Annotated in this window: 17 protein-coding genes; 9 read left to right on the top strand and 8 right to left on the bottom strand. The window is 68.9% G+C overall.

All coding sequences use genetic code 11. The features are described 5' to 3' along the window. The first annotated feature begins 38 nt into the window (after positions 1 to 38). Complete coding sequence (locus MJ605_RS02010; protein ID WP_243039182.1) at positions 39 to 2,111, top strand: M13 family metallopeptidase; 2,073 nt, start codon at positions 39 to 41, stop codon at positions 2,109 to 2,111. Positions 2,112 to 2,246: 135 nt separating this feature from the next. Here MJ605_RS02010 and murD read toward each other — a convergent pair whose 3' ends face one another. The 5 genes from murD to MJ605_RS01985 form a co-directional block, all read right to left on the bottom strand. Further along, positions 2,247 to 3,599: a UDP-N-acetylmuramoyl-L-alanine--D-glutamate ligase gene (murD, locus tag MJ605_RS02005; protein WP_243040003.1), complete on the bottom strand. Its 1,353-nt coding sequence runs from the start codon at positions 3,597 to 3,599 to the stop codon at positions 2,247 to 2,249. Positions 3,600 to 3,613: 14 nt separating this feature from the next. Further along, the gene (murL, locus tag MJ605_RS02000; protein ID WP_243039181.1) at positions 3,614 to 4,957 is read right to left on the bottom strand and encodes a UDP-N-acetyl-alpha-D-muramoyl-L-alanyl-L-glutamate epimerase; all 1,344 of its coding nucleotides are present in this window, start codon (positions 4,955 to 4,957) and stop codon (positions 3,614 to 3,616) included. Between the two features lie 3 nt (positions 4,958 to 4,960). Beyond that, entirely contained in the window at positions 4,961 to 5,374 is a 414-nt protein-coding gene (locus MJ605_RS01995; protein ID WP_243039180.1) for an endonuclease domain-containing protein, read from the bottom strand. A gap of 87 nt (positions 5,375 to 5,461) precedes the next feature. Continuing rightward, positions 5,462 to 8,080 (bottom strand): bifunctional aspartate kinase/diaminopimelate decarboxylase, encoded by a 2,619-nt coding sequence (locus tag MJ605_RS01990; RefSeq protein ID WP_345779510.1) that lies wholly within the window; start codon positions 8,078 to 8,080, stop codon positions 5,462 to 5,464. 278 nt (positions 8,081 to 8,358) lie between these two features. Then, positions 8,359 to 9,873 (bottom strand): fumarate hydratase, encoded by a 1,515-nt coding sequence (locus tag MJ605_RS01985; RefSeq protein WP_243039179.1) that lies wholly within the window; start codon positions 9,871 to 9,873, stop codon positions 8,359 to 8,361. Between the two features lie 411 nt (positions 9,874 to 10,284). On the opposite strand from MJ605_RS01985, the gene MJ605_RS01980 reads away from it, so the two are divergent. The 5 genes from MJ605_RS01980 to MJ605_RS01960 all read left to right on the top strand — a co-directional run bounded on the left by MJ605_RS01980 (position 10,285) and on the right by MJ605_RS01960 (position 17,204). Then, a complete protein-coding gene (locus tag MJ605_RS01980) occupies positions 10,285 to 12,216 on the top strand; it encodes a S53 family peptidase (protein WP_243039178.1) in 1,932 nt (643 codons plus the stop codon). Between the two features lie 133 nt (positions 12,217 to 12,349). Beyond that, positions 12,350 to 13,675: an APC family permease gene (locus tag MJ605_RS01975; RefSeq protein WP_243039177.1), complete on the top strand. Its 1,326-nt coding sequence runs from the start codon at positions 12,350 to 12,352 to the stop codon at positions 13,673 to 13,675. A gap of 51 nt (positions 13,676 to 13,726) precedes the next feature. Continuing rightward, on the top strand, positions 13,727 to 14,257 hold the full coding sequence (locus MJ605_RS01970) for a (2Fe-2S)-binding protein (RefSeq protein WP_243039176.1): 531 nt from the start codon (positions 13,727 to 13,729) through the stop codon (positions 14,255 to 14,257). Continuing rightward, a complete protein-coding gene (locus MJ605_RS01965; RefSeq protein WP_243039175.1) occupies positions 14,254 to 16,518 on the top strand; it encodes a xanthine dehydrogenase family protein molybdopterin-binding subunit in 2,265 nt (754 codons plus the stop codon). Before MJ605_RS01970 ends, MJ605_RS01965 begins: the two co-directional genes overlap by 4 nt. Before the next feature lie 104 nt (positions 16,519 to 16,622). Further along, complete coding sequence (locus MJ605_RS01960; RefSeq protein ID WP_243039174.1) at positions 16,623 to 17,204, top strand: DUF4136 domain-containing protein; 582 nt, start codon at positions 16,623 to 16,625, stop codon at positions 17,202 to 17,204. 16 nt (positions 17,205 to 17,220) lie between these two features. Here the strand turns inward: MJ605_RS01960 and MJ605_RS01955 are convergent, their stop codons facing one another. Beyond that, on the bottom strand, positions 17,221 to 19,068 hold the full coding sequence (locus tag MJ605_RS01955) for a hypothetical protein (protein WP_243039173.1): 1,848 nt from the start codon (positions 19,066 to 19,068) through the stop codon (positions 17,221 to 17,223). A gap of 138 nt (positions 19,069 to 19,206) precedes the next feature. After that, complete coding sequence (locus tag MJ605_RS01950; protein WP_243039172.1) at positions 19,207 to 20,244, bottom strand: hypothetical protein; 1,038 nt, start codon at positions 20,242 to 20,244, stop codon at positions 19,207 to 19,209. Positions 20,245 to 20,522: 278 nt separating this feature from the next. Between MJ605_RS01950 and fusA the strand changes: the two genes are divergently transcribed. Together fusA and MJ605_RS01940 are read left to right on the top strand one after the other, a co-directional pair. Next, positions 20,523 to 22,562: an elongation factor G gene (fusA, locus tag MJ605_RS01945; RefSeq protein ID WP_243039171.1), complete on the top strand. Its 2,040-nt coding sequence runs from the start codon at positions 20,523 to 20,525 to the stop codon at positions 22,560 to 22,562. 123 nt (positions 22,563 to 22,685) lie between these two features. Further along, a complete protein-coding gene (locus MJ605_RS01940; RefSeq protein WP_243039170.1) occupies positions 22,686 to 23,195 on the top strand; it encodes a GreA/GreB family elongation factor in 510 nt (169 codons plus the stop codon). Positions 23,196 to 23,246: 51 nt separating this feature from the next. On the opposite strand, the gene MJ605_RS01935 is transcribed toward MJ605_RS01940, so the two are convergent. Beyond that, positions 23,247 to 23,714, bottom strand: coding sequence for an SET domain-containing protein (locus MJ605_RS01935; protein WP_243039169.1), 468 nt, complete (start codon positions 23,712 to 23,714; stop codon positions 23,247 to 23,249). A gap of 158 nt (positions 23,715 to 23,872) precedes the next feature. On the opposite strand from MJ605_RS01935, the gene MJ605_RS01930 reads away from it, so the two are divergent. Further along, positions 23,873 to 24,355 carry a hypothetical protein gene (locus MJ605_RS01930; RefSeq protein ID WP_243039168.1) on the top strand — a complete coding sequence of 161 codons (483 nt, stop codon included), beginning with the start codon at positions 23,873 to 23,875 and terminating at the stop codon, positions 24,353 to 24,355. Positions 24,356 to 24,359 lie beyond the last annotated feature (4 nt).

Here is a 24,359-nt window from a genome sequence, read left to right as displayed (position 1 = left end):
CTATCGTTGTTCTTTTCCCTGACCTTAGGAGACCGCCCATGCGGCCATTTCGTTGGATCCTTACCGCCGCCGCGCTGACCACGACCTGCGCGCTGGCCGCCGCCCCGGCCGAGTCCGCCGCCCCCCAGGCCCGCAGTGCCAGTGGCATCGACCTGGCCGGCATCGACCAGGGCGTGCTGCCGGGCAACGACTTCGACAACTACGCCAACGGCAACTGGAAGAAGACCGCCGAGATCCCGGCCGACCGTTCCAGCACCGGCGTGTTCCTGCAGGTGTTCCTGAAGGCCGAGCAGCGCAACGCCGACCTGATCAAGGAAGCCGCCGCCAGCAAGGCGCCGGCCGGCAGCAACGAGCGCAAGATCGCCGACTACTACGCCGCGTACATGGACGAGTCGGCCATCGAGAAGCGCGGCCTCGAACCGCTGCAACCCGAACTGAAGCAGATCGACGCGATCGCCAGCAGGACCGACCTCGCCCGCGTGCTGGGCGCGGGACTGCGCGCCGACGTCGATCCGGTGAACGCCACCAACTTCGAGACCGAGCACCTGTTCGGCCTGTTCGTCTCGCATGGGCTGGAAGACGCCAGCCACAACATTCCCTACCTGCTGCAGGGCGGCCTCGGCATGCCCACGCGCGACTACTACCTGTCCAACGACAAGGCGATGGTGGAGACGCGTGGCAAGTACCAGGCCTACGTCGCCGCGCTGCTCAAGCAGGCCGGCATCGCCGATGCCGATGCGAAGGCCAGGACCATCCTCGACCTGGAGACGAAGATCGCCAAGGCCCAGGTCGACATCGTCGATAGCCAGGACATCCACAAGGCCAACAACCCGTGGCCGCTCGCCGACTTCGCCAAAAACGCGCCGGGCCTGGACTGGCATACCTACTTCAAGGCCGCCGGCCTCGACGGGCAGAAGATCATCGATGCGTGGCAGGTGCCCGGCATCAAGGGCCTGTCGGCGCTGACCGCCAGCGAACCGCTGCAGGCCTGGAAGGACTACCTCACCTTCCACGCCCTCAACGAAAGCGCCAGCCTGCTGCCCAAGGCCTATGCCGACCTCAGCTTCGGCTTCTACGGCCAGACCCTATCCGGTACGCCCAGGCAACGCGACCGCTGGAAGCGCGCCATCGCCAGTACCAACGTGTCGCTCGGCGACGCGGTGGGCCAGATCTACGTGAAGAAATACTTCCCGGCCTCGTCCAAGGCGCAGGTCGAGCAGATGGTGAAGAACATCCTGGCCGCCTTCGACGAGCGCGTGGACCAGTTGGACTGGATGACCCCGGCCACGCGCCAGAAGGCCAAGGCCAAGATCGCCAGCATCCGCGTGAGCGTGGGCTACCCGGAAACCTGGCGCGACTACCGCACGCTGGAGATCCGCCCCGACGATGCGCTGGGCAACAAGCAGCGCGCGGAGAAGTACGAATACCAGCACCAGCTCGCCAAGCTCAGCCAACCGGTGGACCGCGGCGAATGGTGGATGACGCCGCAGACGGTGAACGCGGTGAACCTGCCGCTGCAGAACGCGCTCAACTTCCCCGCCGCCATCCTGGAGGCGCCGTTCTTCGACCCGAAGGCGGACGCCGCGGCGAACTATGGGTCGATCGGCGCGGTGATCGGCCACGAGATCAGCCACAGCTTCGACAACCTCGGTGCCGAGTTCGACGCGCAGGGCAACCTCGCCAACTGGTGGACGCCGGAGGACCAGGCGCACTTCAAGGCTGCCGGCCAGAAGCTGGTGGCGCAGTTCAACGCCTATGAAGCCCTGCCGGGCCTACACGTGAACGGCCAGCAGACGCTGGGCGAGAACATCGCCGACGTCTCGGGCCTGACCATCGCCTACCTCGCCTACCACAAGTCGCTGGGCGGCAAGCCGGCGCCGGTGATCGACGGCCTGACCGGGGACCAGCGCTTCTTCCTCGCCTTCGGCCAGAGCTGGCGCGAGAAGATCCGCGATGCCGCCCTGCGCCAGCGCGTGATCGGCAATGAGCACGCGCCGGGCCGCTTCCGCGCCCAGACCGTGCGCAACCTCGATGGCTGGTACGACGCGTTCCAGCCCAAGCCGGGCCAGACGCTGTACCTGGCGCCGGCCGACCGGGTGAAGATCTGGTAAGCCCCGGGCCATGATGAAGAAGAGCCACGTTTCGCGAGAAACGTGGCTCTTTGCTTTCTTGAGTCGCGCACAGGGTGCGCTCCCACAGTGACAGTGGCTATCTGTGGGAGCGCACCCTGTGCGCGACTCGCCTGCTCAGCGAACTCCCAACCCCTCGATGCCGGCGATCTCCCGCCCATCGAAGCCGGCCCATTCGGCGAAGCGCCTGCCGCGCTCGGCATAGTCGTGGAACTGGTCGAAGCTTGGCGCGCCGGGCGACAGCAGGATGGTGCCGCCGGCGGGCGTCAGTGCGCGCGCACGTGCCACCGCACCGGCGAGATCGCCGGTTTCCTCGACGGCCACGCCCGCATCGCGCAGCGCCTTGGCGATACGCTGGCCGTTCGCTCCCTGCGCGATGAGCGCATGCGGCGCATGCGCCTTCATCGCCGCCACGAAGTCGCTCCAGTCCAGGCCACGGTCGTGGCCGCCCACGATCACCGTGACCTGGCGACCGGCCAGGCTGCCCAGCGCCGCCAGCGTGGCCTGCGGCGTGGTGCTGATGGAATCGTTGATCCACTCGACGCCGCCTCGCTCGCCCAGCGGCTGCAGGCGATGCGGCAAGGGACGGAAATCGGCCAGCGCGGCAGTGGCCGCGGCAGCATCGAAGCCCATCGCTTCCAGCGCGGCCAGCGCGGCGCAGGCATTGAGCGCATTGTGCTCGCCGGGCGCGCGCAGCCGGGTGATGTCGAATACCGGCTGGCCGCCGCGATGGATGAAGCCGCCCGCCACATGCCAGCCCTCCGCGTGGCCGAACAGCAGGCGCTGCGGATGCCCGGCGGTGCGCTCCAGCAACGAAGGCTGCGTGGCGTTCACCAGCAATCGCTCCGATACATCGGCCAGCTTGAGCTTGTCGGCGACGTAGCGCTCGCGCGAGCCGTGCCAGTCCAGGTGCTCCTCGTACAGGCTGGTGATGATGCCCAGTTCGACCGGCCCCGCCTCGCCGGTCTGGAAGCTGGAAAGCTCGATCGCCCACAGCTCGGCCGAGGCGTCCAGCAGTTCCAGCAGCGGCATGCCGATATTGCCGGCCAGCGCGGTGCGCACGCCGATGCTGCGCGCAAGATGCGCCAGCAAGGCCGTGGTGGTGCTCTTGCCCTTGGTGCCGGTCACCGCCGCCACGCGCGCCTCGGGCCGCTCGGCAAACCACAGCGCGGTGCCGGAGGTGATGCGCGCGCCGGCCTCGCGCGCCGCCAGCAGGGCCGGCTTGTAGGCGGAAATGCCCGGCGACTTCACCACGATATCGAACGCCGCCAGCGCGGCGGTGTCGGGCTCAATGGCACGCAGGTCGAGCGAGGAATCGAAGGCATGCGCCGCCGCCGCTTCGCCCACGCCGCAGAACAGCGTCAGCGGCTGTTGCGGCAGGCGCGCGCGGATCGCCGCGATGGCGGCCCGGCCCTCGCGGCCGAAGCCCCACACGGCGACCCGCCGGTCCGCCAGGTCGCCCAAGCGCAGCGGCGCCGGCTCACTCACGCGAAGAACGCCAGGGCCGGCTGCAGGCGCGCGGGTATGCGGTGCTCGGCGGAGGGCGCGAGCCACGGCTCCAGCGCCAGTTCCTTCTCGTCCAGCTGCGGCAGTATCTCGAGGCGGAAGCGCTCGACCAGGGCGTCGGCCTGCCACTCCGAGCGCTGGCTCAACGCAACCATGGCGGCGCGCGCCTCGGCACCCTCGCCCACGCATTCGAACGGCTTGTGGTCCTGGTATTCCAGCAACGCATCGAAGCCCGCTGCGAGGTTCTCGTCGTCGAGCAGGTTGCGCCCGAAGATGGACAGCAGGCGCGGCTTGGCCAGGAACGGCGCCAGCGCCAGGAACACGAAATGGCATTTCGGGCATTGCCCGCACCAGCGGTCGGCCGGCTTGGGACCGAGCAGCTTGAAGTTGCGGTTGCAGCTGGAGAACACGTCGAAGTACGGCGTCAGCCGGGCGAACACCCGCGTCACCGCCAGCTCCGAATACGGGCGCAGCAGTGAGCAATAGTCCAGGTCGGCGGCCACGTGCGCATGCAGCCAGTCGCCCAGCAGTTGCTCGAACTCGTAGCCCTTGCTCCACTGGTGGTTCACCAGTTGCCCCTCGTATTCCAGCGTGGCGGCCGAGGCCGAGCGCTCGTTGGCGAAGGCGATGCTGTCGTAGCCATACAGGATGGCGGCCAAGACGAGGATCGCCGAGTTCACTGCCGTCACCGGGATATGGCCGTTCCACGCGCCCAGCCGGTTCAATTCGAACAGCCCAGGCGCCAGTTCGCGCTGGATGTTGAGCATGGCCAAGCCGGTGCGCTCGGCGCAGGCGGCGATCAGCGGTGAGTTGCCGACCCACACGGCAGTCGCTTCACCGCCCATGGATTTGATGGCTTCCACCGCGACCAGCGAATCCTTGCCGCCGCCGATCGGCACCAGCGTGCGATGCGGCAGGCTGAGCGCCTTCGCCTCCGGCTTCGCGGCGCCGCCTCGCGGGAAGGCGATGCGGCTACGCAGGTCCAGGCCATTGCGGTAGGCGAACTCGGCCAGGCCATGCAGGTACAGCGCATCGAGCAGGTCGGCGGTGGCGTCGTCCAGCGGACCGCCGGCCACCTCGATGCGCGGCGGCACGCCGGCCTTGTAGTAGCTGACGCCGGCGATCAGGTGCAGCAGCTTCAGCGCTTCGTCGAAAGCGGCCTGATGATGGGCTGGAATGGGGGGCGCGTTCGGAAAGCTCACGCGCTCGGTCAGTTCCTCGCCATGGTCGAAGGCGTACACCAGCTCGGCCACGCCGTTGGCATAGCTGCACCGCACGAAGCGGAATACCTGGGTCAGGCGGGGTTGGATAGGGGTCGTCACGCCTCAGTCTCCATCGCATGCTCCCTCTCCCCTCCGGGGAGAGGGTCGGGGTGAGCCACCTAAAGGTGGTAAAGGTCCGGGGCTTGTCAGTGCCTGCAAGATCACCTCAAGTACGCCTTCCACGTTCATCAGTACGTCATTGTTCCAGAAACGCAGCACCCTGTAGCCCATGGCTTGCAGTTCCAGCGCCCTGCGCTCGTCGTAAATCACCTGCGCGCCATGTTGACCACCGTCCAGCTCCACCATCAGGCCAACATCCGGGCAAGCGAAATCGGCGATATACGGACCGATCTCGTGCTGTCGGCGGAATTTCCAGCCTTGCAGGCGGCGGTTGCGTAATCGATACCAGAACAACTGCTCGGCATCGGTCCGCGCGGCACGCAGGTCGCGCGCTCGGTCTACATGTAAACGCTTCATCCGTGAGCGTCCTTGGTTGATACGTCTCCGCGAGCACCCGCCCCTCACGCCGCCCCTCTCCCCCGGAGGGGAGAGGGAAAAGCGAAGTTATTCGAGGATGATCTCCTCGGCCTCGTCCCGCAGGTTGTACGGCGAGGACATCACCTTGCCATAGGCTCCAGCCTGGGCCACCAGCACCACGTCGCCTTCCTGCGGCTCGGGCAGGCGGCGGTCGGTGCCCAGCACGTCACCGCTTTCGCAGATCGGGCCGACCACCTGGAACAGCGCGGTGGCGGGTTCGTCCAGGCGGGTCAGGTTGACGATTTCGTGCCAGGCGTCGTACAGCGCGGGCCGGATCAGGCTGTTCATGCCGGTGTCCACGCCCAGGTAGCGGATGTTGCCGTTGCCCTTGCCCTTGGTCTGGGTGACGCGGGTCAGCAGCACGCCCGCGTCGGCGACCAGGTAGCGGCCCGGCTCCATCCACAACTGGTAATGCGGATAAGCCGCCTTCACCTCGCGCAGCACCTTGTCCAGCGCGGCGATGTCCAGCCGCGCCTCGCCCGGATGCGAGGGCACGCCGAGGCCGCCGCCGATATCCAGGAAAGTGACGCTGCCGATACGCTCGGCGATGCTGGCCAGCTGGCTGTAGACCTCGCCCCAGTGGCCATCGTCCAGGATGCCCGAGCCCAGGTGGGCATGCAGGCCGCGCACGATCACACCGTGCGTGTCGGCCAGCCGCAGGAAGGCATCGAGTTGCTCCACCGGCAGGCCGAACTTGCTGCCGCTGCCGCCGGTGCGCACCTTCTCGTGATGACCCAGGCCCCGGCCGAGGTCGAGCCGCAGTACGACTTCGCGGCCACGGAACAGCTCGCCCCACTGTTCCAACTGGTACAGCGAATCCAGCGACAGCGTGGCGCGCGTGGTAAGCGCCCAGGCGTAATCCTCGCGCGGTGCGAAGTTGGGCGTGAACAGCAGCGGCGCCGACGCGGGCACCACCGCCATCACCGCCTTCAGCTCACCCGGCGACACGCATTCGAAGCCAAAGCCTTCCTCGGCCAATGCCTTGAGGATGGCCGGATGCGTATTGGCCTTCACCGCGTAGTGCAGGCGATCCACCGCCGCCAGCGACTTCAGCTCGCGCGCCTGCTGGCGCACGGTGGGCAGGTGGTAGACATAGCGCGGCGTCGCCTGCGCGCCCAGCTTGAGCAACTCGGCACGACGCTCCTGGCGCCACCACGAGGCGGCCGGCGGCAACACTTCGCCACTGCCGTACAACGCCTGCCAACTGGGGCCGAACAATGCGCTGTCATCCGTGCGCAGCGCACCGGCGGTGATCAGCAGCTCGTGCAAATGCGGCAGCAACTCGTCCACCACGTTCTCATCCACCACGAAGGTGAGATTGAGGTTGTTGGACGACTGCGAAATCATGTGCACGCGCAGCTGGCCAAACTCGGCGAGCACGCTGGACAGCGTGTGCAGCATCGAGCGCATGCCGCGTCCCACCAGGGTGATGGCGGCGCACGGGGCAATCACCTTCACCCGGCAAACCTTGGCCAGGTCCCCGGCCAGCGCGGCCAGCGCGTCGGAATCGAGCAGGTTCTCGGTAGGGTCGAGCGAGACCGTTACGTTGGTCTCGGCCGAACCGATCAGGTCCACCGACAGGCCATGCTGCTTGAACTGCGCGAACACGTCGGCGAGGAAGCCGACCTGCTGCCACATGCCCACCGACTCCATCGACACCAGGGTGATGCCCTTGCGTGCGCTGATCGCCTTCACGCTGGGCGCATGCTCGCGCACTTCGGGACCGATCAGGGTGCCTTCCAGCTCGGGCCGGTTGGTGTCCTTGATCAGCAACGGCACGCGCGGCTCGCGCAGTGGCGACAGGCAGCGAGGATGCAGCACCTTGGCGCCGGTGGAGGCGATTTCCTGGGCTTCCTCGTAGTCCAGCCGCTGCAGTAGGCGCGCGCTGGGCACCTGGCGCGGGTTGGCGGTGAACATGCCCGCCACGTCGGTCCAGATCTCCACGCGCTGCGCCTTCAGCAAGGCGCCGAAGTACGAGGCGGAGGTATCCGAGCCGCCACGGCCCAGCAGCACGGTGCGCCCCTGCGACTCGCGCGCGATGAAGCCCTGCGTGATGAACACCTCGCCCAGCGCGGCGAGCCGCGCGTTCAGGGCCGGATCGGGCTTGCACTCGACCATCGCCGAAAGCAGCTTGGTGCGCTCGTTCTGGTTGGGCAGCGCGATGGCCGACAGGCAATCGCGCGCGTCCACCCATTGCGTGGGCAGGCCGCTATGGGTGAGGAAGGCCGCGCCCAGCGCGCTGGACATCAGTTCGCCATGCGCCTGCACCAGGGCCGACCAGGCCAGTTCGCCCATCAGGGCCGGGCCTTCGTCGGCAAGCTTCGCCAGTTCGGCGAGTCGATCACCGAGGGCATCCGGAACCGCCAGCTGCATGTGATCGAGCAGCTCGTAATGACGCTGTGCGATCGCCTTGGCCGCTTCGATGCGTTTGCCCTTGTCGTCCTGCGCGCACAGTTGTTTGAGTGCGTCGGTGATGCCGGTGAGCGCGGACACGACCACCAGCACGCGGGCGCCTTCGGCGCGACGGCTGGCAACGAGCTCACGGATGTTCTGCCAGCGCGGCAGGGTGGCGACACTGGTGCCGCCGAACTTCATCACGATCCAGGATGCGTCGGCGGGAAGCGACGCGGGGCTTTGCGGGTTCACGGGTGCCTTTGGTAGTGGCTTGGGGAAATAATCCGGGAAGTGTTGCGCCGCAGCAGGCGGAATGCAACTGCCGCGGGCGATGGACGTTTGGACGGCTAAATGCGGAAGCGCATGGAGTACGAAGAACTCCCTCTCCCTCTGGGAGAGGGTCGGGGCGAGGGTACGGGGCTTGCGCGGTGTCCAGCTTTCGCTCCGATCGCCCCCCTCATCCACCTGCCGGCACCTTCTCCCGGAGGGAGAAGGATTTCTTCGTTGCCGGCCTGGGAAAATTCGTGGCTTTACGCCACCACCACGGGGATTTTCCCGATGCGCGCCTGCCATTCCTTCGGGCCGGTCTGGTGCACCGAGGTGCCCGCCGAGTCGACGGCGACGGTCACCGGCATGTCCTTTACTTCGAACTCGTAGATCGCTTCCATGCCCAGATCGGCGAAGCCGACGACGCGCGATGCCTTGATCGCCTTGGAGACCAGATAGGCGGCGCCGCCCACGGCCATCAGGTACACCGACTGGTGCTTCTTGATCGCCTCGATGGCCGCCGGGCCGCGCTCGGCCTTGCCGATCATGCCCAGCAGGCCGGTCTGCGCCAGCACCTGTTCGGTGAATTTGTCCATGCGGGTGGCGGTGGTCGGGCCGGCCGGGCCCACCACCTCGTCGCGTACCGGATCGACCGGGCCGACGTAGTAGATGAAGCGACCCGTGAAGTCGACCGGCAGCGGCTCGCCCTTGTTGAGCATGTCGACCATGCGCTTGTGCGCGGCGTCGCGGCCGGTGAGCAGCTTGCCGTTGAGCAGCAGCACCTCGCCCGGCTTCCAGCTGGCGACGTCCTCACGGGTCACGGTGTCCAGATTCACGCGGCGGCCCTTGCTGGCGTCGTAGGTGAGCTTGGGCCAATGCTCCAGCGACGGCGGATCGAGCGCGACCGGGCCGGAACCGTCCAGGGTGAAGTGCGCGTGGCGGGTGGCGGCGCAATTGGGGATCATCGCCACCGGCAGGTTGGCCGCGTGGGTCGGGTAGTCCTTGATCTTCACGTCGAGCACAGTGGTGAGGCCGCCGAGGCCCTGCGCGCCGATGCCGAGCGCGTTGACCTTCTCGTACAGCTCGATGCGCAGCTCCTCCACGCGGTTTTGCGGGCCGCGGGCGATCAGCTCCTGGATGTCGATGTGCTCCATCAGCGATTCCTTGGCCAGCAGCATCGCCTTCTCGGCGGTGCCGCCGATGCCAATGCCCAGCATGCCCGGCGGGCACCAGCCGGCGCCCATGGTCGGCACGGTCTTGAGCACCCAGTCGACGATGGAATCGGACGGATTGAGCATGGCGAACTTGGACTTGGCCTCCGAGCCGCCGCCCTTGGCGGCGACGATCACCTCGACGATGTCGCCCGGCACGATGGAGACGTTGATGACGGCGGGCGTGTTGTCGCGGGTGTTGCTGCGCTTGCCGGCCGGATCGGCCAGCACGCTGGCGCGCAGCTTGTTGTCCGGGTCGTTGTAGGCGCGGCGCACGCCCTCGTTGACCATATCGTCCAGCGACATCGTGGCGTCCCAGCGCACGTTCATGCCCACCTTGAGGAACACGGTGACGATGCCGGTGTCCTGGCACAGCGGGCGATGGCCTTCGGCGGCCATGCGCGAGTTGATCAGGATCTGCGCCATCGCGTCCTTCGCGGCCGGCGACTCCTCGCGCTCGTAGGCGGCGGCGAGGCTGGTGATGTAGTCGACGGGGTGGTAGTAGCTGATGTACTGCAGGGCGTCGGCGACGGACTGGATCAGATCGTCTTGCTTGATGGTGGTCATGGCGGCTGCTTCGACTCCGGGGGATCACGGCGTCGAGAACAGGCTGTTGACGACGCACAACCCTTCTATTGTGCCGCAAATGCCGTACCACCTCGAAAAGCCTGCCCCGGCGGCGACTTACGCGCCGCCAGGGCGGAAGCATAGGCCAAAGGTTGTAGGCGCAGCTTCATGCGCGCCCGATCGAGCGGTGACGCCATGGCCGCAATTTCTTGCGCAACATCCGCCACTTCCCGGCTAGCGCGAACCGCGCTAGTTTCCGCGGGCCAGCGCGGATTTTTTCAGGGGGTCGCCTGGCTTGGGGAATTGAGATTGCATCCGTATGGCTTTACGGCTTCGCCCGAAAGCGCGGCGGCTTGCAGGTGCCGTCCCACGCCAGCCGGCAGGGGCCGTATCTACCCTGGAGAATCGAACATGCACCTGAACTTGCACCGCAAGGCGCTGGCGGCATCCCTCGCCCTGCTGCTCGGTGGTTTCGCATCCGCGACCATCGCAGCCACGCCCACGGACCTGGGCGCCAGCAACCCCAGCCAGACAGTCAACGTCACGCTGGTGCTCGGATTGCGCAACGCATCGTCACTGGAAAACTTCGTCTACGCCACGGTGACCCAAGGCAATCCGCAATACCACCGCTTCCTCACCACCGACCAGTTCGCGGACCGCTTCGGCGCCTCGGCAAGCGATATCGCCAAGGTGCAGGCCTTCATCAAGCAGCAGGGACTGACCCAGGTGGAACTGCTGCCCAATCACCTGGCGATCAAGGTGAGCGGTACCATCGGCCAGTTCAACAAGGCCTTCCAGACGTCCATCCACGACTACCGTGCCAGCGACGGCAGCACCTTCCACCGTCCCAATGCCACGCCCACCCTGCCCTCGGCGCTGTCGGGCACCCTGGTGGTCGCCTCCGGCCTCAGCAGCGAGGCGCGCTACCGTTCCCATCGCGTCAGCGCGCTGTTCCCATCGCAGGGCGACGGTTCCGCCAGCGTCACCGCCGACGTACTGGCCAAGGGCGCATCCAAGCCATCCAAACCGCCCAAGCCCAGCAAGCCGGCCTGCACCGGCAACGCGACGGCCACCTGCACGCCGGGCGAGTTCACCGTGGGCGACGTGGCCAACCGCTACAACATCAACCCACTGTACAAGGCCGGCGTGAACGGCCGGGGCGCCACGATCGGCATCGCCACCCTGGCCAATTTCGTACCGGCGGATGCGTATACCTACTGGAGCACCATCGGCCTGTCGGTAAAACCGAACCGCATCACCCAGGTACACGTCGATGGCGGTGGCCCGCTGAGCGGACCCGACGGCTCGGGCGAGACCTCGCTGGATGTGGAGCAGTCCGGCGGCCTGGCGCCGTGGGCCGACATCATCGTCTACGACGCGCCCAATACCGACGCCGGCTTCTTCGACGTGTTCAACCAGGCGGTGTCGGACAACAAGGTCGACAGCCTGTCGGTGAGCTGGGGTTCGCCGGAGGTCTTCTACTTCCCGCAGTCCAACGACGGCGTGGATTTCACCGACGAGCTGCGCGCGTTCCACCAGGTATTCCTGGAAGCGGCCGCGCAGGGCATCTCGCTGTTCGCCACCGCGGGCGATTCGGGTGCCTATGACACCGTGCGCGCGCTGGGCGGCTCGCTGAGCGATCCGGTGCCACCGCCGCTGACCGCCGACGCGCCGGGGGCCGATCCGTTCATCACCACCGCCGGCGGCACCACCGTGCCGTTCACCTACAGCTTCAGCGGCGGCCCGCAGGTGACGCTGACCAAGGAAAGCGTCTGGGGTTGGGACTATATCGCCAACTACTTCGAGTCCAACTTCGGCGTGGACCTCACCAGCGAAGTGTTCTCGACGGGTGGTGGCGGCGGCGTCAGCGTGTTCTGGCCGACGCCGCTGTACCAGCAGTTCACCCAGGGCATTCGCAAGAGCGAGAAGAACCAGCGGTTCTACCAGCCCGACTTCGGGATCGACTTCACGCTGCCAGCCAACTACCGCGGCCGCAACGTGCCCGACATCTCGCTCAATGCCGACCCGGAGAGCGGCTACAGCTTCGTCTCCTCGCTCGACGGCAGCGGCCTGCTGACCGGCGAAGGCGGCACCAGCTTCGTGGCACCCCAGCTCAACGGCATCTCGGCGCTGCTCAAGCAGGCCACGCATGGCCGCCAGGGCCTGTGGAACCCGCAGGTGTACGCGCTGCAGAACATCTTCAACTACGGCCCCTTCTCGGCCTTCAACGACGTCCGCGCCGGCGACAACTGGTTCTACAAGGGCGAGCCGGGCTATGACCAGGGCACCGGCCTGGGCACGCTGGACGTGACCAACCTGGCGTTGTTCCTGAGCGTGTTCTGATCCCGCAACGCCGCGCATGAAAGCGAGGTCCGGCGCCGCCAGGCGCCGGGCCTCGTCCATGGCGCGGGCGCGAGACTTGCCGGCGGAAGCCGCAACCGCCATGCTCGGCTGCATTTCCCGCAGCGGGTTTTCCATGAGCGACACCTCCACGCCCGGCGGCTACGTGCGCCGTCTCCGCCCGTGGGACGCGGCCATGATCGTGGTCGGCGGCATTATCGGCGGCGGCATCTTCCTCAATCCCGGCATCGCCGCGCAGCGTACCGAATCGGGCCTCGCGCTGCTGCTGACCTGGGTGGGCGCGGGGCTGCTCACCCTGATCGGCGCGCTGTGCTATGCCGAGCTGGGCGCGCGCCGCCCGCATGCCGGCGGCAGCTACATCTACCTGCGCGACGCGTTCGGGCCGCTGGCCGGTTTCCTGTTCGGCTGGACCATGCTGCTGGTGATCTATTCCGGCTCGGCCGCCGCGGTGGCCACCATCTTCGCCAGCTATGCGGCCGCCGTGTTCGGCCTGCCGGCGGCCATCGCCACGCCGCTGGCCGCCGGCGCGCTGGTGTTCGTGGCGCTGATCAACCTGTTCGGCCTGCGCCTCGGCGCGCAGGTGCAGAACCTGTTCACCCTGCTCAAGCTGCTGGCGGTGGCGGTGCTGGTGGTGTGCGGCCTGTTCCTGGCCGGCGCGGGCGGGCGCGGCCTGCTCGGTGCCGATCCGCAGTACGTCGGCGTGGGCTTCATGGGCGCGGCGCTGCCGGTACTGTTCGCTTATTCGGGCTTCACCTACCTCAACAACCTGGCGGGCGAGGTCACCGATCCCCAGCGCACGCTGCCGCGCGCCCTGCTGGTCGGCATGCTGCTGGTGATCGCGGCCTATGCGCTGGTCAACCTCGCCTACCTGGCCGTGCTCGGCCATGCCGGGCTCGCCGCCAGCCATACGCCCGCCGCGGACGTGATGCAGCGCGTGTTCGGCACCGCCGGCGCGAAGCTGATCGCGATCGGCATCGCCATCTCCACCCTGGGCTTCTGCAACATCACCCTGGTGGCCGGCGCGCGCGTGCTGCAGGTGATGGGCGAGGATGGCCTGTTCTTCCGCAGCGTGGGGCGATTGCACCCGCTGCACCGCACGCCCAACCTCGCGCTGCTGCTGCTGTCGGGCTGGGCCGTGGTGCTGGTACTGTCGGGCAGCTACGGCCAGTTGCTCGACTACGCCACCTTCGGCGACTGGCTGGCCTGTGCGGTCGGCGTGGGCACGCTGTTCTGGTATCGCCGGCGCGAGGGCGCGCAGGCTTCGTTCCGCGTGCCGGGCTATCCGCTGCTGCCGCTCGTCTTCATCGCCACGGTGGGCCTGGTGGTGGTGCAGAGCCTGCGCGCCAGCCCGATGAACACCGGCATCGGCCTGGCGATCATGGCCGCCGGCATCCCCGTCTACCTGGTGTGGCGACGCCTGTTCAGCGGCGCCGTCTCCTAAGGGCGGCGCCACGATGCCACAATGCATGGATAAAGAAGGAGAGTTCCAGCGATGGCGCATGCGCAAGACCCGATCCTGACGCCCCACCCGGGCAGCACCATCACGCCCGAGAAGGTGCGCGACGGGATCGACCTCCAGATCAACGGCAGGGCCTACCGCCATACCGGCGATCCGCACATGCCGCTGCTGTGGTACCTGCGCGACGTGCTGCGCCTTACCGGCACCAAGTACAGCGGCGAGCACGGCGAGGGGGGCTACGACCTGGTGCTGGTCAACGGCAAGCTGGCCTCCGCCATCGGCACGCCGATGGAGCAGTTGGAAGGCAAGTCGGTGCTCACGGTGGAGGGCCTGGCCGCGGCCGACGGCAAGCTGCATCCGCTGCAGCAGGCCTTCGTGGACGAGGACGCCATCGGCTGCGGCTATTGCACGCCGGGCTGGCTGATGGCCTCGCTGGACCTGCTCAACCGCCACCCGCAGCCCAGCGACAGCGAGATCGACCAGTTGCCCAACCTGTGCCGCTGCGGCTGCCAGACGCGCGTGCGGCGCGCCATCAAGCGCGCCGCCAAGGGAGGCCACGCATGAGCATGGACCGCGACGACGCCATGCGGCCTTCCCGCCGCCGCTTCCTGCAGGTGCTGGCCGGCACCGCCGGCGCGCTGGTGGTGGGCATCCCCTTCGCCGACGCCGTGGACGCGCCGGTACCGGCCGCCCTGACCGGCGACACCTTGTACGGGCTGGGCGCCTACGTGCGCATCGATGCCGACGGCAACGTCATCATCGGCGTGCGCGATCCCGATACCGGCACCGGCACCTCGACCTCGCTGTCGCGCATCATCGCAGACGAGCTCGATGCCGACTGGAACCGCGTCAGCACGGTGCCGCTGGGCCTGGGCGTGGACGACGACAACGGCAAGCCGCGCTTCGTCTACGGCCACCAGACCAGCGGCCTGGGCGATTCGATCCCGGCCGCCTGGGCCGACCTGCGCGAGGCCGGCGCGCTCGCCCGCTGGCTGCTGTTGCAGGCGGCGGCGCGCCGCCTGGGCGCACCCGCCGACCAGTTGCGCTGCGATGCCGGCAACGTGGTCGCGCCGGATGGCCGCCGCTTCGGCTACGGCACGCTGGCGGAAGCCGCTTCAAAGATCGCGCCGCCGGATACGCCGGTGCCGGTGAAGTCACCCGACCGCTACACCCTGATCGGCCAGCCCGCCGGCGACATCGACGCCCGTGCCATCGTCACCGGCCAGGCCGTCTACGCACTGGACAGCTATGTGGGCGACGCGCTGGTCGCCGTGCTCAGCCACTGCCCCTGGCCGGACGGCGGCGTGGACAGCCTGGACACCGCCGACGCGCTCGCGGTGAAGGGCGTGGTCAAGGTGGTGCAACTCAAGCCCGAGCCCGGCGTGCCGCTGGGCCAGACGGTACGCGCGCCCGCGGTGGCGGTACTGGCCGAGAACACCTGGGCGGCCCTGCAGGGCCGCGCCAGACTCAAGCTGCAATGGAAGCCCGGCAGCCAGAACGAGAGCAGCGCCTGGTTCGAGCAGCAAGCCACCGACCTCGTCAACGACAAGAACGCCGCGCCCACCGCGCGCGTGCGCGACGATGGCGACGTCGACACCGCCGCCAGGAAGGCCGCGCGCCATGTCGAGGCCACCTACGTGCAGCCGTGGCTGGCCCATGCCACGCCCGAGCCGATGAACTGCCTGGCGCGCATCGACAAGGACCACGCCAGCCTGGTGGTGCCCACCCAGTCGCCGCAGCAGGCCTGGCAGGTGGTGCAGCGGCTCACCGGGCTCCCGCCTGCGCAGATCGCGATCAGCGTGCCGCGCGTGGGCGGCGGCTACGGCCGCCGTCTCGACCACGACTACGTGGCCGAGGCGGTGATGCTGGCCAAGCAGGTCGAGAGGCCGGTCAAGCTGATGTGGACGCGCGACGAGGATCTGGCGCAGGACTTCTACCGCTCCGCCAGCATCCACAAGTTCAGCGCCACGCTGGACGGCAAGCGCCAGGTCGTCAGCTGGAACCAGCGCATGGCCAGCGCCTCGGCGCTGGCGCAGCGCGGCGTGCCGGACAACCGCCTGTGGACCTCCGAGGTGGACGCGCACCAGCTGCCCGCCGGCCTGGTGCCGAACCTGCGCAGCGACTGGTATGCGCTGCCCTCGGCCATGCCGCGCGGCCCCGCCCGCGGCATGCCGCATACCGGCAACGCGTTCGCGGTGGAAAGCTTTGTCGACGAGATCGCGCATGCCCTGAAGGAAGACCCGCTGGTCACGCGCCTGCGCCTGATCGGCGAGCCGCGCGTGGTTCCGCTCGGCGATGGCCGCACGCTGGACACCGGCCGCCTGGCCAACGTGCTCAAGCTGGTGGCCGACCGCATCGAGTGGAAGAACTGGCTGCGCACCGTCAATGGCCTGGGCATCGCCTGCTGGCATATCGGCGGCGCCTATGTCGCGCACGCGGTGGAAGCCTCGCTGCAGGGCGAGCGGCTCAACATCGAGCGCGTCGTGTGCGCGGTGGACGTGGGGCGGGTCATCAACCCCACCGGCCTGGAAGGACAGGTGGCGGGCGCCACGCTGGATGCGCTGTCCACCACACTCAACCTCTCGCTCAGCTACAAGGATAGCCAGGTCCAGCAGCACAACTGGAAGGACTATCCGCTGGCCAGCATGGCGCAGTTGCCCGACACCTGCGAGGTGATTGTGGTGCCGGGCGACCGCGATCCCACCGGCGCCAGCTTCCTGGCCATGCCTACCGCCGCGCCCGCGCTGGCCAATGCGGTGTTCCGCGTCAGCGCGGTGCGCGTGCGCCGGCTGCCGCTGCTGAAGGAAATGCTGCGCATGCTGTAGAGCCGTGGGCGAGCCCCCATCGGCGCTCATCGCACCGCCTCCACGGGGGGCGCCCCACAATGTGCTGCCGCCAAAGGGGGCGGCCCCATCCAGGAGTTCCTGCCATGAAGTCGCTGCGCTTGTTGTCCGTCGTCGCCAGCCTGGTGCTCGGCGCATGCTCGACCGTCAGCATCACCAACGAATGGCGCAATCCGTCCTGGCCGGGGCCGCCGGCTTCCAGCGTGATGGTGGTGGGTATCTCCCGCAGCGAGACCATGCGGCACATCTTCGAGGACACCTTCTCCCAGCAGTTGCAGGCCGCCGGCGTGCAGGCCACGCCCGCCTATACCCAGATCCCCTCGGGTCCCGATGGCAAGCCGGGCCTGCAGGAACTGGTCAGGCACAGCCATGCGCAGGTGGTGCTGGTCACCCGCGTGCAGCGGGTGGAGCAGAAGGTCAACGTCAGCCCGGGCGCTCCCGCCTACGGCCCCTTCTGGGGCTGGTACGGCGGTGCCTGGGCCACGACGCCCGACGTCACGCAGTACGACGTGGTGACGTTGGAGACCAGCGTGTGGGACCCGGCCTCGGAGAAGCTGGTCTGGTCGGTGACCACCCAGGCGGTCGGCACCAGCAACATTCCCAAGGCCACCATCCAACTGGCGCAGACGCTGATTCCCAAGCTCAAGTCCGACGGCATCCTGCGCTGAGCGCAGCGCCCGGCGGCTAGTGGAACTGGTCGCTGGCCGGCACCCAGCTGCTGTTGCCGTGTGCCGGCGCGACCGGTACCACGCCGGGGTCCGCCTGGCACCCCGGCGGCAGCGGCCCGCCTGCCACGCGCGCGGCCGCGCACTGCGCGCTGTTGTCGAGTTTGACGGTGGCGGCCGGCGGCGCCGTGCTGGCCGCCGGCGGCGGCGCCAGCGATTGGCTGGGCGCCAGCCTCATCTGCTGGTAGGCCGTGTCCTCCACCGGCTTGGGCGGCGGATTGCCGTCGCCGCAGCCGAGCAGGGCCATCGGGAACAGCGGCATCACCACGCACTCCACGCGCACTCCGCGCGGCAGGTTGAAGGTATGCCGCAAGGTGGTCTTCTCCACCGCGTGGCGCAGCGCGGTGTCGATCGAGCTTTCGCCCTCGGGCGTCCAGTCCTTCTCGAAGCGCGTGGGCTTGTAGCCGATGTTCGGCGTGCCATGCGACATGATCTCGGTGTCGCCATGCGGCCGCAACTGCACGTAGGTGCCGCTGGCGCCCTGCGGTGACTGGCCTTGCCCCGGCGAACCCTGGCCGCTGCCCTGCCCCGGCGGCAGGTTGAGGTTGAGGCCGCCAGCCTTGCCGGCGACCGTGGGCGACTGGCTGACGCCGTTGGGCTGCCCCGGCGTGCCGGTCTCGCTGCCGTTCGGGGTGGCGTTCGGCGCGCTGCTCGCGCCTTGCTCGGCCGCGCCCGCGCTGGCCGGGTTGCTGCTGGCGGCCGCCGGTGTGCTGGCGGCGCTGGATACCTGCGCCGTGCTGGCAGGCGTCGAGGCTGCCTGGGGCAGGTTGGGCGTGGGCGTCGATGGCGGCTCGGCGCTGATCTGCGGGCGCTCGATCACCGGCCTGTTGTCCACGGTGACCGCGGCGGGCGCCATGGTCTCCATCCGCGGCGCCTCGGGGCTCTCCAGGCTGGGCTGGGGGTTGGGAGGCAAGGGCACGGCCTCCAGCGCGGGTTCCTCCACGCGGATCGCCGGCGTCTCCACCTTGGGCTGCTCGCGCGGCACCACCGCCGTCACCGTGTCCGGCTGCGGCTGCAGGTTCACCGTGGGCGCGGGTTGCGCCGGCATCGGCACCGCCTGCAGCGCCGGTTGGGGCGGCGCGGCCGATACTTCGGGGCGCGCCACCGGGGCCACGCTGGGACGCGTATCGACCGGCGCGGGCTTCTCCATCGCGATAGTGGGCGGTGTCGGCACCGGCGCCGATGACGACGGCAGCTCGGGAATCGCCAGCGAGGCCGGCGGCGGCATCGGCTGGGTGCCCTCGACCTGCGGCTTGCGCACGGGCTCGGGCTGGAACTTCGGCGGCACCGGTGGCGCGACCGGCGGCGTTTCCAGCGCCACCTGCGGCGGCACCGGCGCGGTGGGCACCGGTTGCAACTGCTCGGCCGGGGCCGGCTTGGGGAGCGTCACCGGCGGCAGCGGCGCGGCGGTGATGGTCGGCCTGGGCGCGCTGGCCTTCGGCGCCTCGGCGATCACCGGCGTCTGCAGCGCGGGCACCGGGATGGGCGTCATCTCACTGCTGGCCCGCACGGAGGATGCGCTCTGGCGTGCCGTGCGTGGCGCGTTCGCCGCGTTGCCGCGATGCACCGGCCCCACCTGTTTCGGCGGCGTACCGCGCACGGGCGGCGGCGGTGGCGGCTCTTCCTTCTTCGGCTCGATCAGGCGCACCACCAGCGGCGGGCCCGATTCGTCGTGCTCCTCCATCTCGTAGGCGGGCCCGAGGACGGCGCCGAACAGAAAAACCAGGTGCACGAACAGCGCGCCGGCCAGGCCCAGGATGCGCAGCCAGCGCTCGCGCGGCCGCTCGGTGCGGCGGCGACGGTACACGGACGCGCTCTCCGCCGCCGACCTTGGCGATGGAAGCGTCACTGTCAGCCGGCCCGCGGATCCCTTGTCCATGGGCAAAGTGTAGCGGGCGTGGCTGATGTCTTGAGTAGTCCTGCGCCTCACTGCGCAGGCTGGATCTCAGCCGCCGCCATGGGCCGCCCGCTCGCGCATCTCCTGGTCCACCGCGCGCGTGGGGGTGTCGACCGGGCAGCCCTGCGGCAGTGGCTTGTCGGCGCGATAGATGGCGATGCATTCGTCCTCGCTGGGCGGCTTGGGTGCCGGCGTGCCCGGCGCCAACGTGCTGGCCGGCGCCATGTTCAGGCGCATATCGCGGCTCTTGCTCGTTGGCTGCGGCGGCGGATCGCCACCGCAGCCGCCGGCCAGCGCCGCCAGCGAGATGCCGCAGTGGATGCGCACGCCCGGCGCGAGATGGAAGGTGTGCTGCACCGTGGTCTTGTCCACCGCGCGCTTGAGCGCGTCGTCGATGGCGCTGCCGCCGCCCTCCTTCCAGTCCTTGTCGAAGCGCGTGGGCTGGTAGGTGACCGGGCTACTGTGCTGCATCAGCTTGCCGTCGCCCTGCGGGCCACGCTGCACATAGCCGGGCGTCGCCGGCGCGGGCGCGCTGCTTGCGGCAGGCAGCAGGGGCTGGCCTGTGTCGCTGTAGAGCCGTACCGACGAGGCCGGCGCCGGCGCGGCCGTGGCGGCCGTTGCCGGCAGGCTGACGGTCATCGCGTCCTTGGCCGGCGGCTCCCGCACCGGAGGCGGCTTGGGTGCGGCCTGTGGACGCGGCGGCGTGACCTTCGGCGCGGCCGGCAGCACCACTTCCGGCGGCGGCGCACCCGCCGGCGACGTGGGCGTCGCGGGAATCAAGCGCACCAGCAAGGCGCCGTTGCGGGCGTGTCCGGCGAAGGGCTCGCCCCTGCGCCCTTGCATCTCGTACCAGGTCAGCCAGGCGAACAGGACGTGCAACGCCAGCACGATGCCCAGCGCCAGCCAGCGGCGCCCGCGTTGCGGCGGGGCCTTGCGCCAGCGCAGCTGATGCAGCAGCGCGCGCGTGGGTCCATCCAGGGGCGCCAGTCCGCGTGACTGTGGCCCGGGTGGTGTCCAGCGATGGTGTTCGACCTGCTCGGTGTGCTCGATGGGGATTCCCTTCTTGCTGCCGGGGAATGGCCGCACGAAAGGCGTCCTACCTCGCGTGCGTGGAGTGGAGACTTCTGCTGACAAGCGGGATGCTCCCTGGGTTCCCTTTCACCGCAGTGCGACTTGACCCTGCCGGCCAATAGGGAAACCCTAGGAAAGCGGTCGCCCCGGCCGCATCCGCCATGACCGCCCCCGCGTCCCGCACGCCTGGACGACCATGACGGCTCCGCCATCGTCAGCCGCTTGCGCGGCCTCGTGCGGCGCCGCAGGTCATCGTCGGCACGATCCCGCGCCCAGCATGGGAGGGTCGCCTCGTGTCGCACGCCACGGAAACCATCAGGAACATCGCGCTCGCCGGGCACGCCGGTGCCGGCAAGACCACGCTGTTCGAGGCCCTGCTGCATGCCGGCGGCGTCATCCAGGCCATGGGCTCGGTGGAGCGCGGCACCACGCTGTCGGACACCGACGAGCAGGAGAAGGCGCGCGGCCATTCCATCGATACCGCTGTCGCCTGCGTCCCCTTCCGCGATACGCGCATCAACCTCATCGATACTCCCGGCTATGCGGATTTCCGCGGCCCCACGCTGTCCGCCTTCGCGGCGGTGGAGACGGTGGCGGTGGTGGTCAACGCCTCCAACGGCATCGAGTACGGCACGCGTCGCATGATGCAGCGCGCCGCCGAACGCGGCCTGGCGCGCGTGCTGGTGGTCAACAAAATCGACGCCGACCCGGGCCGCCTCGCCGCACTGGTCGAGGCGCTGCGCGAGGAATTCGGCCCGCAGTGCCTGCCGGTGAACCTGCCCGCGCAGGGCGGCCAGCAGGTGCTGGACTGCTTCTTCCACGGCGAGGGCGCCACCGACTTCTCCTCGCTGGCCGAGGCGCACCAGCGCATCCTCGACCAGGTGGTGGAAATCAACGAATCGGTGATGGGCCACTACCTCGACGCCGGCGAGGACGACCTCAGCCCGCAGGAACTGCATGACGCCTTCGAGCAATGCCTGCGCGAGGGCCACTTGGTGCCGATCTGCTTCGTCTCCGCGCGCACCGGCGTCGGCATCCCCGCATTCCTGGAACTGGCCGATCGCCTGCTGCCGCATCCCGGCGAAGGCAATCCGCCGCCCTTCCTCAACGGCGAGGACGAGCGCATCACGGTCAATGCCGATCCGCGCCAGCATGCGATCGCCGACGTGTTCAAGATCGTCAACGATCCCTTCGTCGGCAAGCTCAGCGTATTCCGCGTGTGGCAGGGCACCATCCGCCGCGACACCCAGCTCTTCGTCGACGACAGCAAGAAGCCGTTCAAGGTGGGCCATCTGTTCCGCCTGCGCGGCAGGCACCATGACGAGATCGAGCAGGCCATCGCCGGCGACATCGCCGCCGTGGCCAAGGTCGAGGACATCCACTTCGACGCCGTGCTGCACGACTCGCACGACGAGGACCGCATCCATCTCGCACCCATGGCCCTGCCGCAGCCGATGTTCGGCCTGGCGCTGGAACCGAAGCACAAGGGCCAGGAGCAGAAGCTGTCGCAGGCGCTCGCGCGGCTGGCCGAGGAAGACCCCTGCTTTCGCGTGGAGCACCACAAGGAATTGAACGAGACCGTGGTGCGCGGACTCTCGGACCTGCACCTGAAGGTGATGCTGGAGCGCATGAAGGAGCGCTACGGCGTGGAGGTCCAGACGCATCCGCCGCGCATCGCCTACCGCGAGACCATCGCCGGCCACGCCGAAGGCCACCACCGGCACAAGAAACAGACCGGCGGCGCCGGCCAGTTCGGCGAGGTGTTCCTGCGCGTGGAGCCGCTGGACCGCGGCGCCGGCTTCGAGTTCGTCGATGCCGTGAAAGGCGGGGTGATCCCGGGACAGTTCCTGCCCGCCATCGAGAAAGGCATACGCCAGGCGATGGAGACCGGCGCCATCGCGGGCTATCCGATCCAGGACCTGCGCGTCACCGTATACGACGGCAAGTACCACCCGGTCGATTCCAAGGAGGTGGCCTTCATCAGCGCCGGCCGCAAGGCCTTCCTCGACGCCGTGGGCAAGGCGCGCCCGATCGTGCTGGAACCGATCGTGGACGTGGAGGTCGCCATCCCCGAGACCAGCGTGGGCGACGTCACCGGCGGCCTGGCCGGCAAGCGCGCGCGCATCCTGGGCACCGATACCCTGCGTGGCGGCGAACTGGTGATAAAAGCGCAGGCGCCGCTGGCCGAGCTGACCGACTATCCCACCGAGCTGAAGGCCATGACCGGCGGACGCGGCCGCTACAGCCTCGACCTGAGCCATTACGAACCGGTGCCGGCGCCGGTGCAGAAACAGCTGACCGAGGCCTGGAAACCGCACGCCGAGGAAGACTGAAGCTTCGCCGCACGACGCGCCGCATCCCGCCGCAAGCGCCCGCCTGGCGCTTGATGCACGGCGTGGCGGCGCCATCTCCTACCTGTCACGCGCATCGGCACCGGCCGGTGCTGGAGGAATGACATGAGCCGCGCCTTCGTCAAGGATGCGGACGAGTCGGTTGGCGAGCGCCAGCCGGACATCCCGCTGAGCGAGCATCCCAACTACGTCACGCCGAACGGGCTGGTCCAGCTGCGCGCGCGGCTGGTCGCCGTGCGCGAGCGCCGCGATGCCCTGCGCACGGCCGCCGACACGCTGCCGCAGCAGAGCGAACTGGCCGCGGTGGAACGCGAGCTGCGCTGGCTCAACGCACGCGTGGGCAGCGCCATCGAGGTGGACCTGTCGCAACAGCCGCGCGATCGCGTGGCCTTCGGCGCGCGGGTGACGGTGGACAGCGACGAGGGCGAGGCGCGCTACCGCATCGTGGGCGAGGACGAGGCCGACGTGGAGCACGGCCTGGTCAGCTACGTCTCGCCGCTGGCCAGGGCCCTGCTCGGCGCGCGCGTGGGCGACGAGGTGGTATGGCGGCGCCCGGCCGGCGACCTTGCGGTGGAAGTGGTCGCCATCGACTATCCCGACGCCCCGTCACGCTAAAAAATTGACTTGCGGGAGCGCACAGGGTGCGCTCCCACACACAGGGCTGCCTCAGCGCTTGGCCTTCAGCAGCGTGCCCGTGCACTTCTTCGAGCCGCAGCGGCAAGCCCACAGCTTCTTCAGGCGCGCGGTGTGCGGCACGTCCAGGGTGATGCCGTAGTCGTAGGTCAGCTCCTCGCCCGGCTTGATGTTGCGGATGGCCTCGATCAGCACGCGGTCCTTGCGCGGGTCGCCGTCGGCGCTCTCCTCGATCAGCGCCTGGCAGTTCGGCTCGCAGCTGTGGTTGATCCAGCGCGCCGTGTTGCCCTTGCGGTTGGCGTCGATCAGGTAGTGGTCGTTGAGCGTGAACAGGAAGGTGTGCCCGGTCTCGCCGCCGTCGCCGTACAGCACGTCGGCCTCGGCATGGGTCATCAGCGTGCCCTTGTACTCGATGATTTCCTCGCCCTTCCTGATCGGGGCGGCGGCAAAAACGCCATTGCCGTGGATGGGCGAGCGGCGGGCGACGATGCGACGGGTCATGGGCGGCACGTATGGAGGCTGGACACGGGATGATGCCTGTTGCGCTGCGCCATGGGAACCTCCCGGCGGCCCGGGACTCCATCAGCCGGATCGATGCCCCCGGTGACAGCCGGCAAGCTCATCCTGCTAAGATTCAAACAATCGTTTGAGGTGATCCCATGGGACGACTGCTTCGCTCGGTAGCGCTCGCTGTGCTGGTGGCTGGCCTGGTGGCCTGCGGGCCGCCGAAGAAGAGCGTGTTCCCGCCCACGGTGAGCATCCAGGAGATGACCACGCAGGCGGACGGGCAATGGCGCATCACCCTGCGCATCCAGAACAACAGCTACGGCGAGATGGATTTCCATTCGCTCGACGGCGAGCTGAAGATCGCCGAACTGATCCCGGTGCGGCTGCACAGCCGCTTCGACCTGGACATCCCCGCCTTCGCCGCCGACGTCACCCGGATTGACCTGCTGCCCACGCCGGAGATGGCCGCCGCGCTCAAGGCCGCCGCGGCCAAGGGCAGCGCCGGCAGCGTGCCCTACAGCGTCAGCGGCAGCGCCAACGCCAAGCCCGAGCAGGAAAAGGCAGCGCGCGACTTCAACTTCCACGGCAACGACTGGCTCTCGCCGGTGCCGGGCATCCCCAACACCTGGCGCTGATTTC

Source organism: Dyella sedimenti (genome assembly GCF_022760995.1).
In the GTDB taxonomy this organism is placed as follows: domain Bacteria; phylum Pseudomonadota; class Gammaproteobacteria; order Xanthomonadales; family Rhodanobacteraceae; genus Dyella; species Dyella sedimenti.
This window is presented reverse-complemented; position numbering and strand designations above follow the sequence as displayed.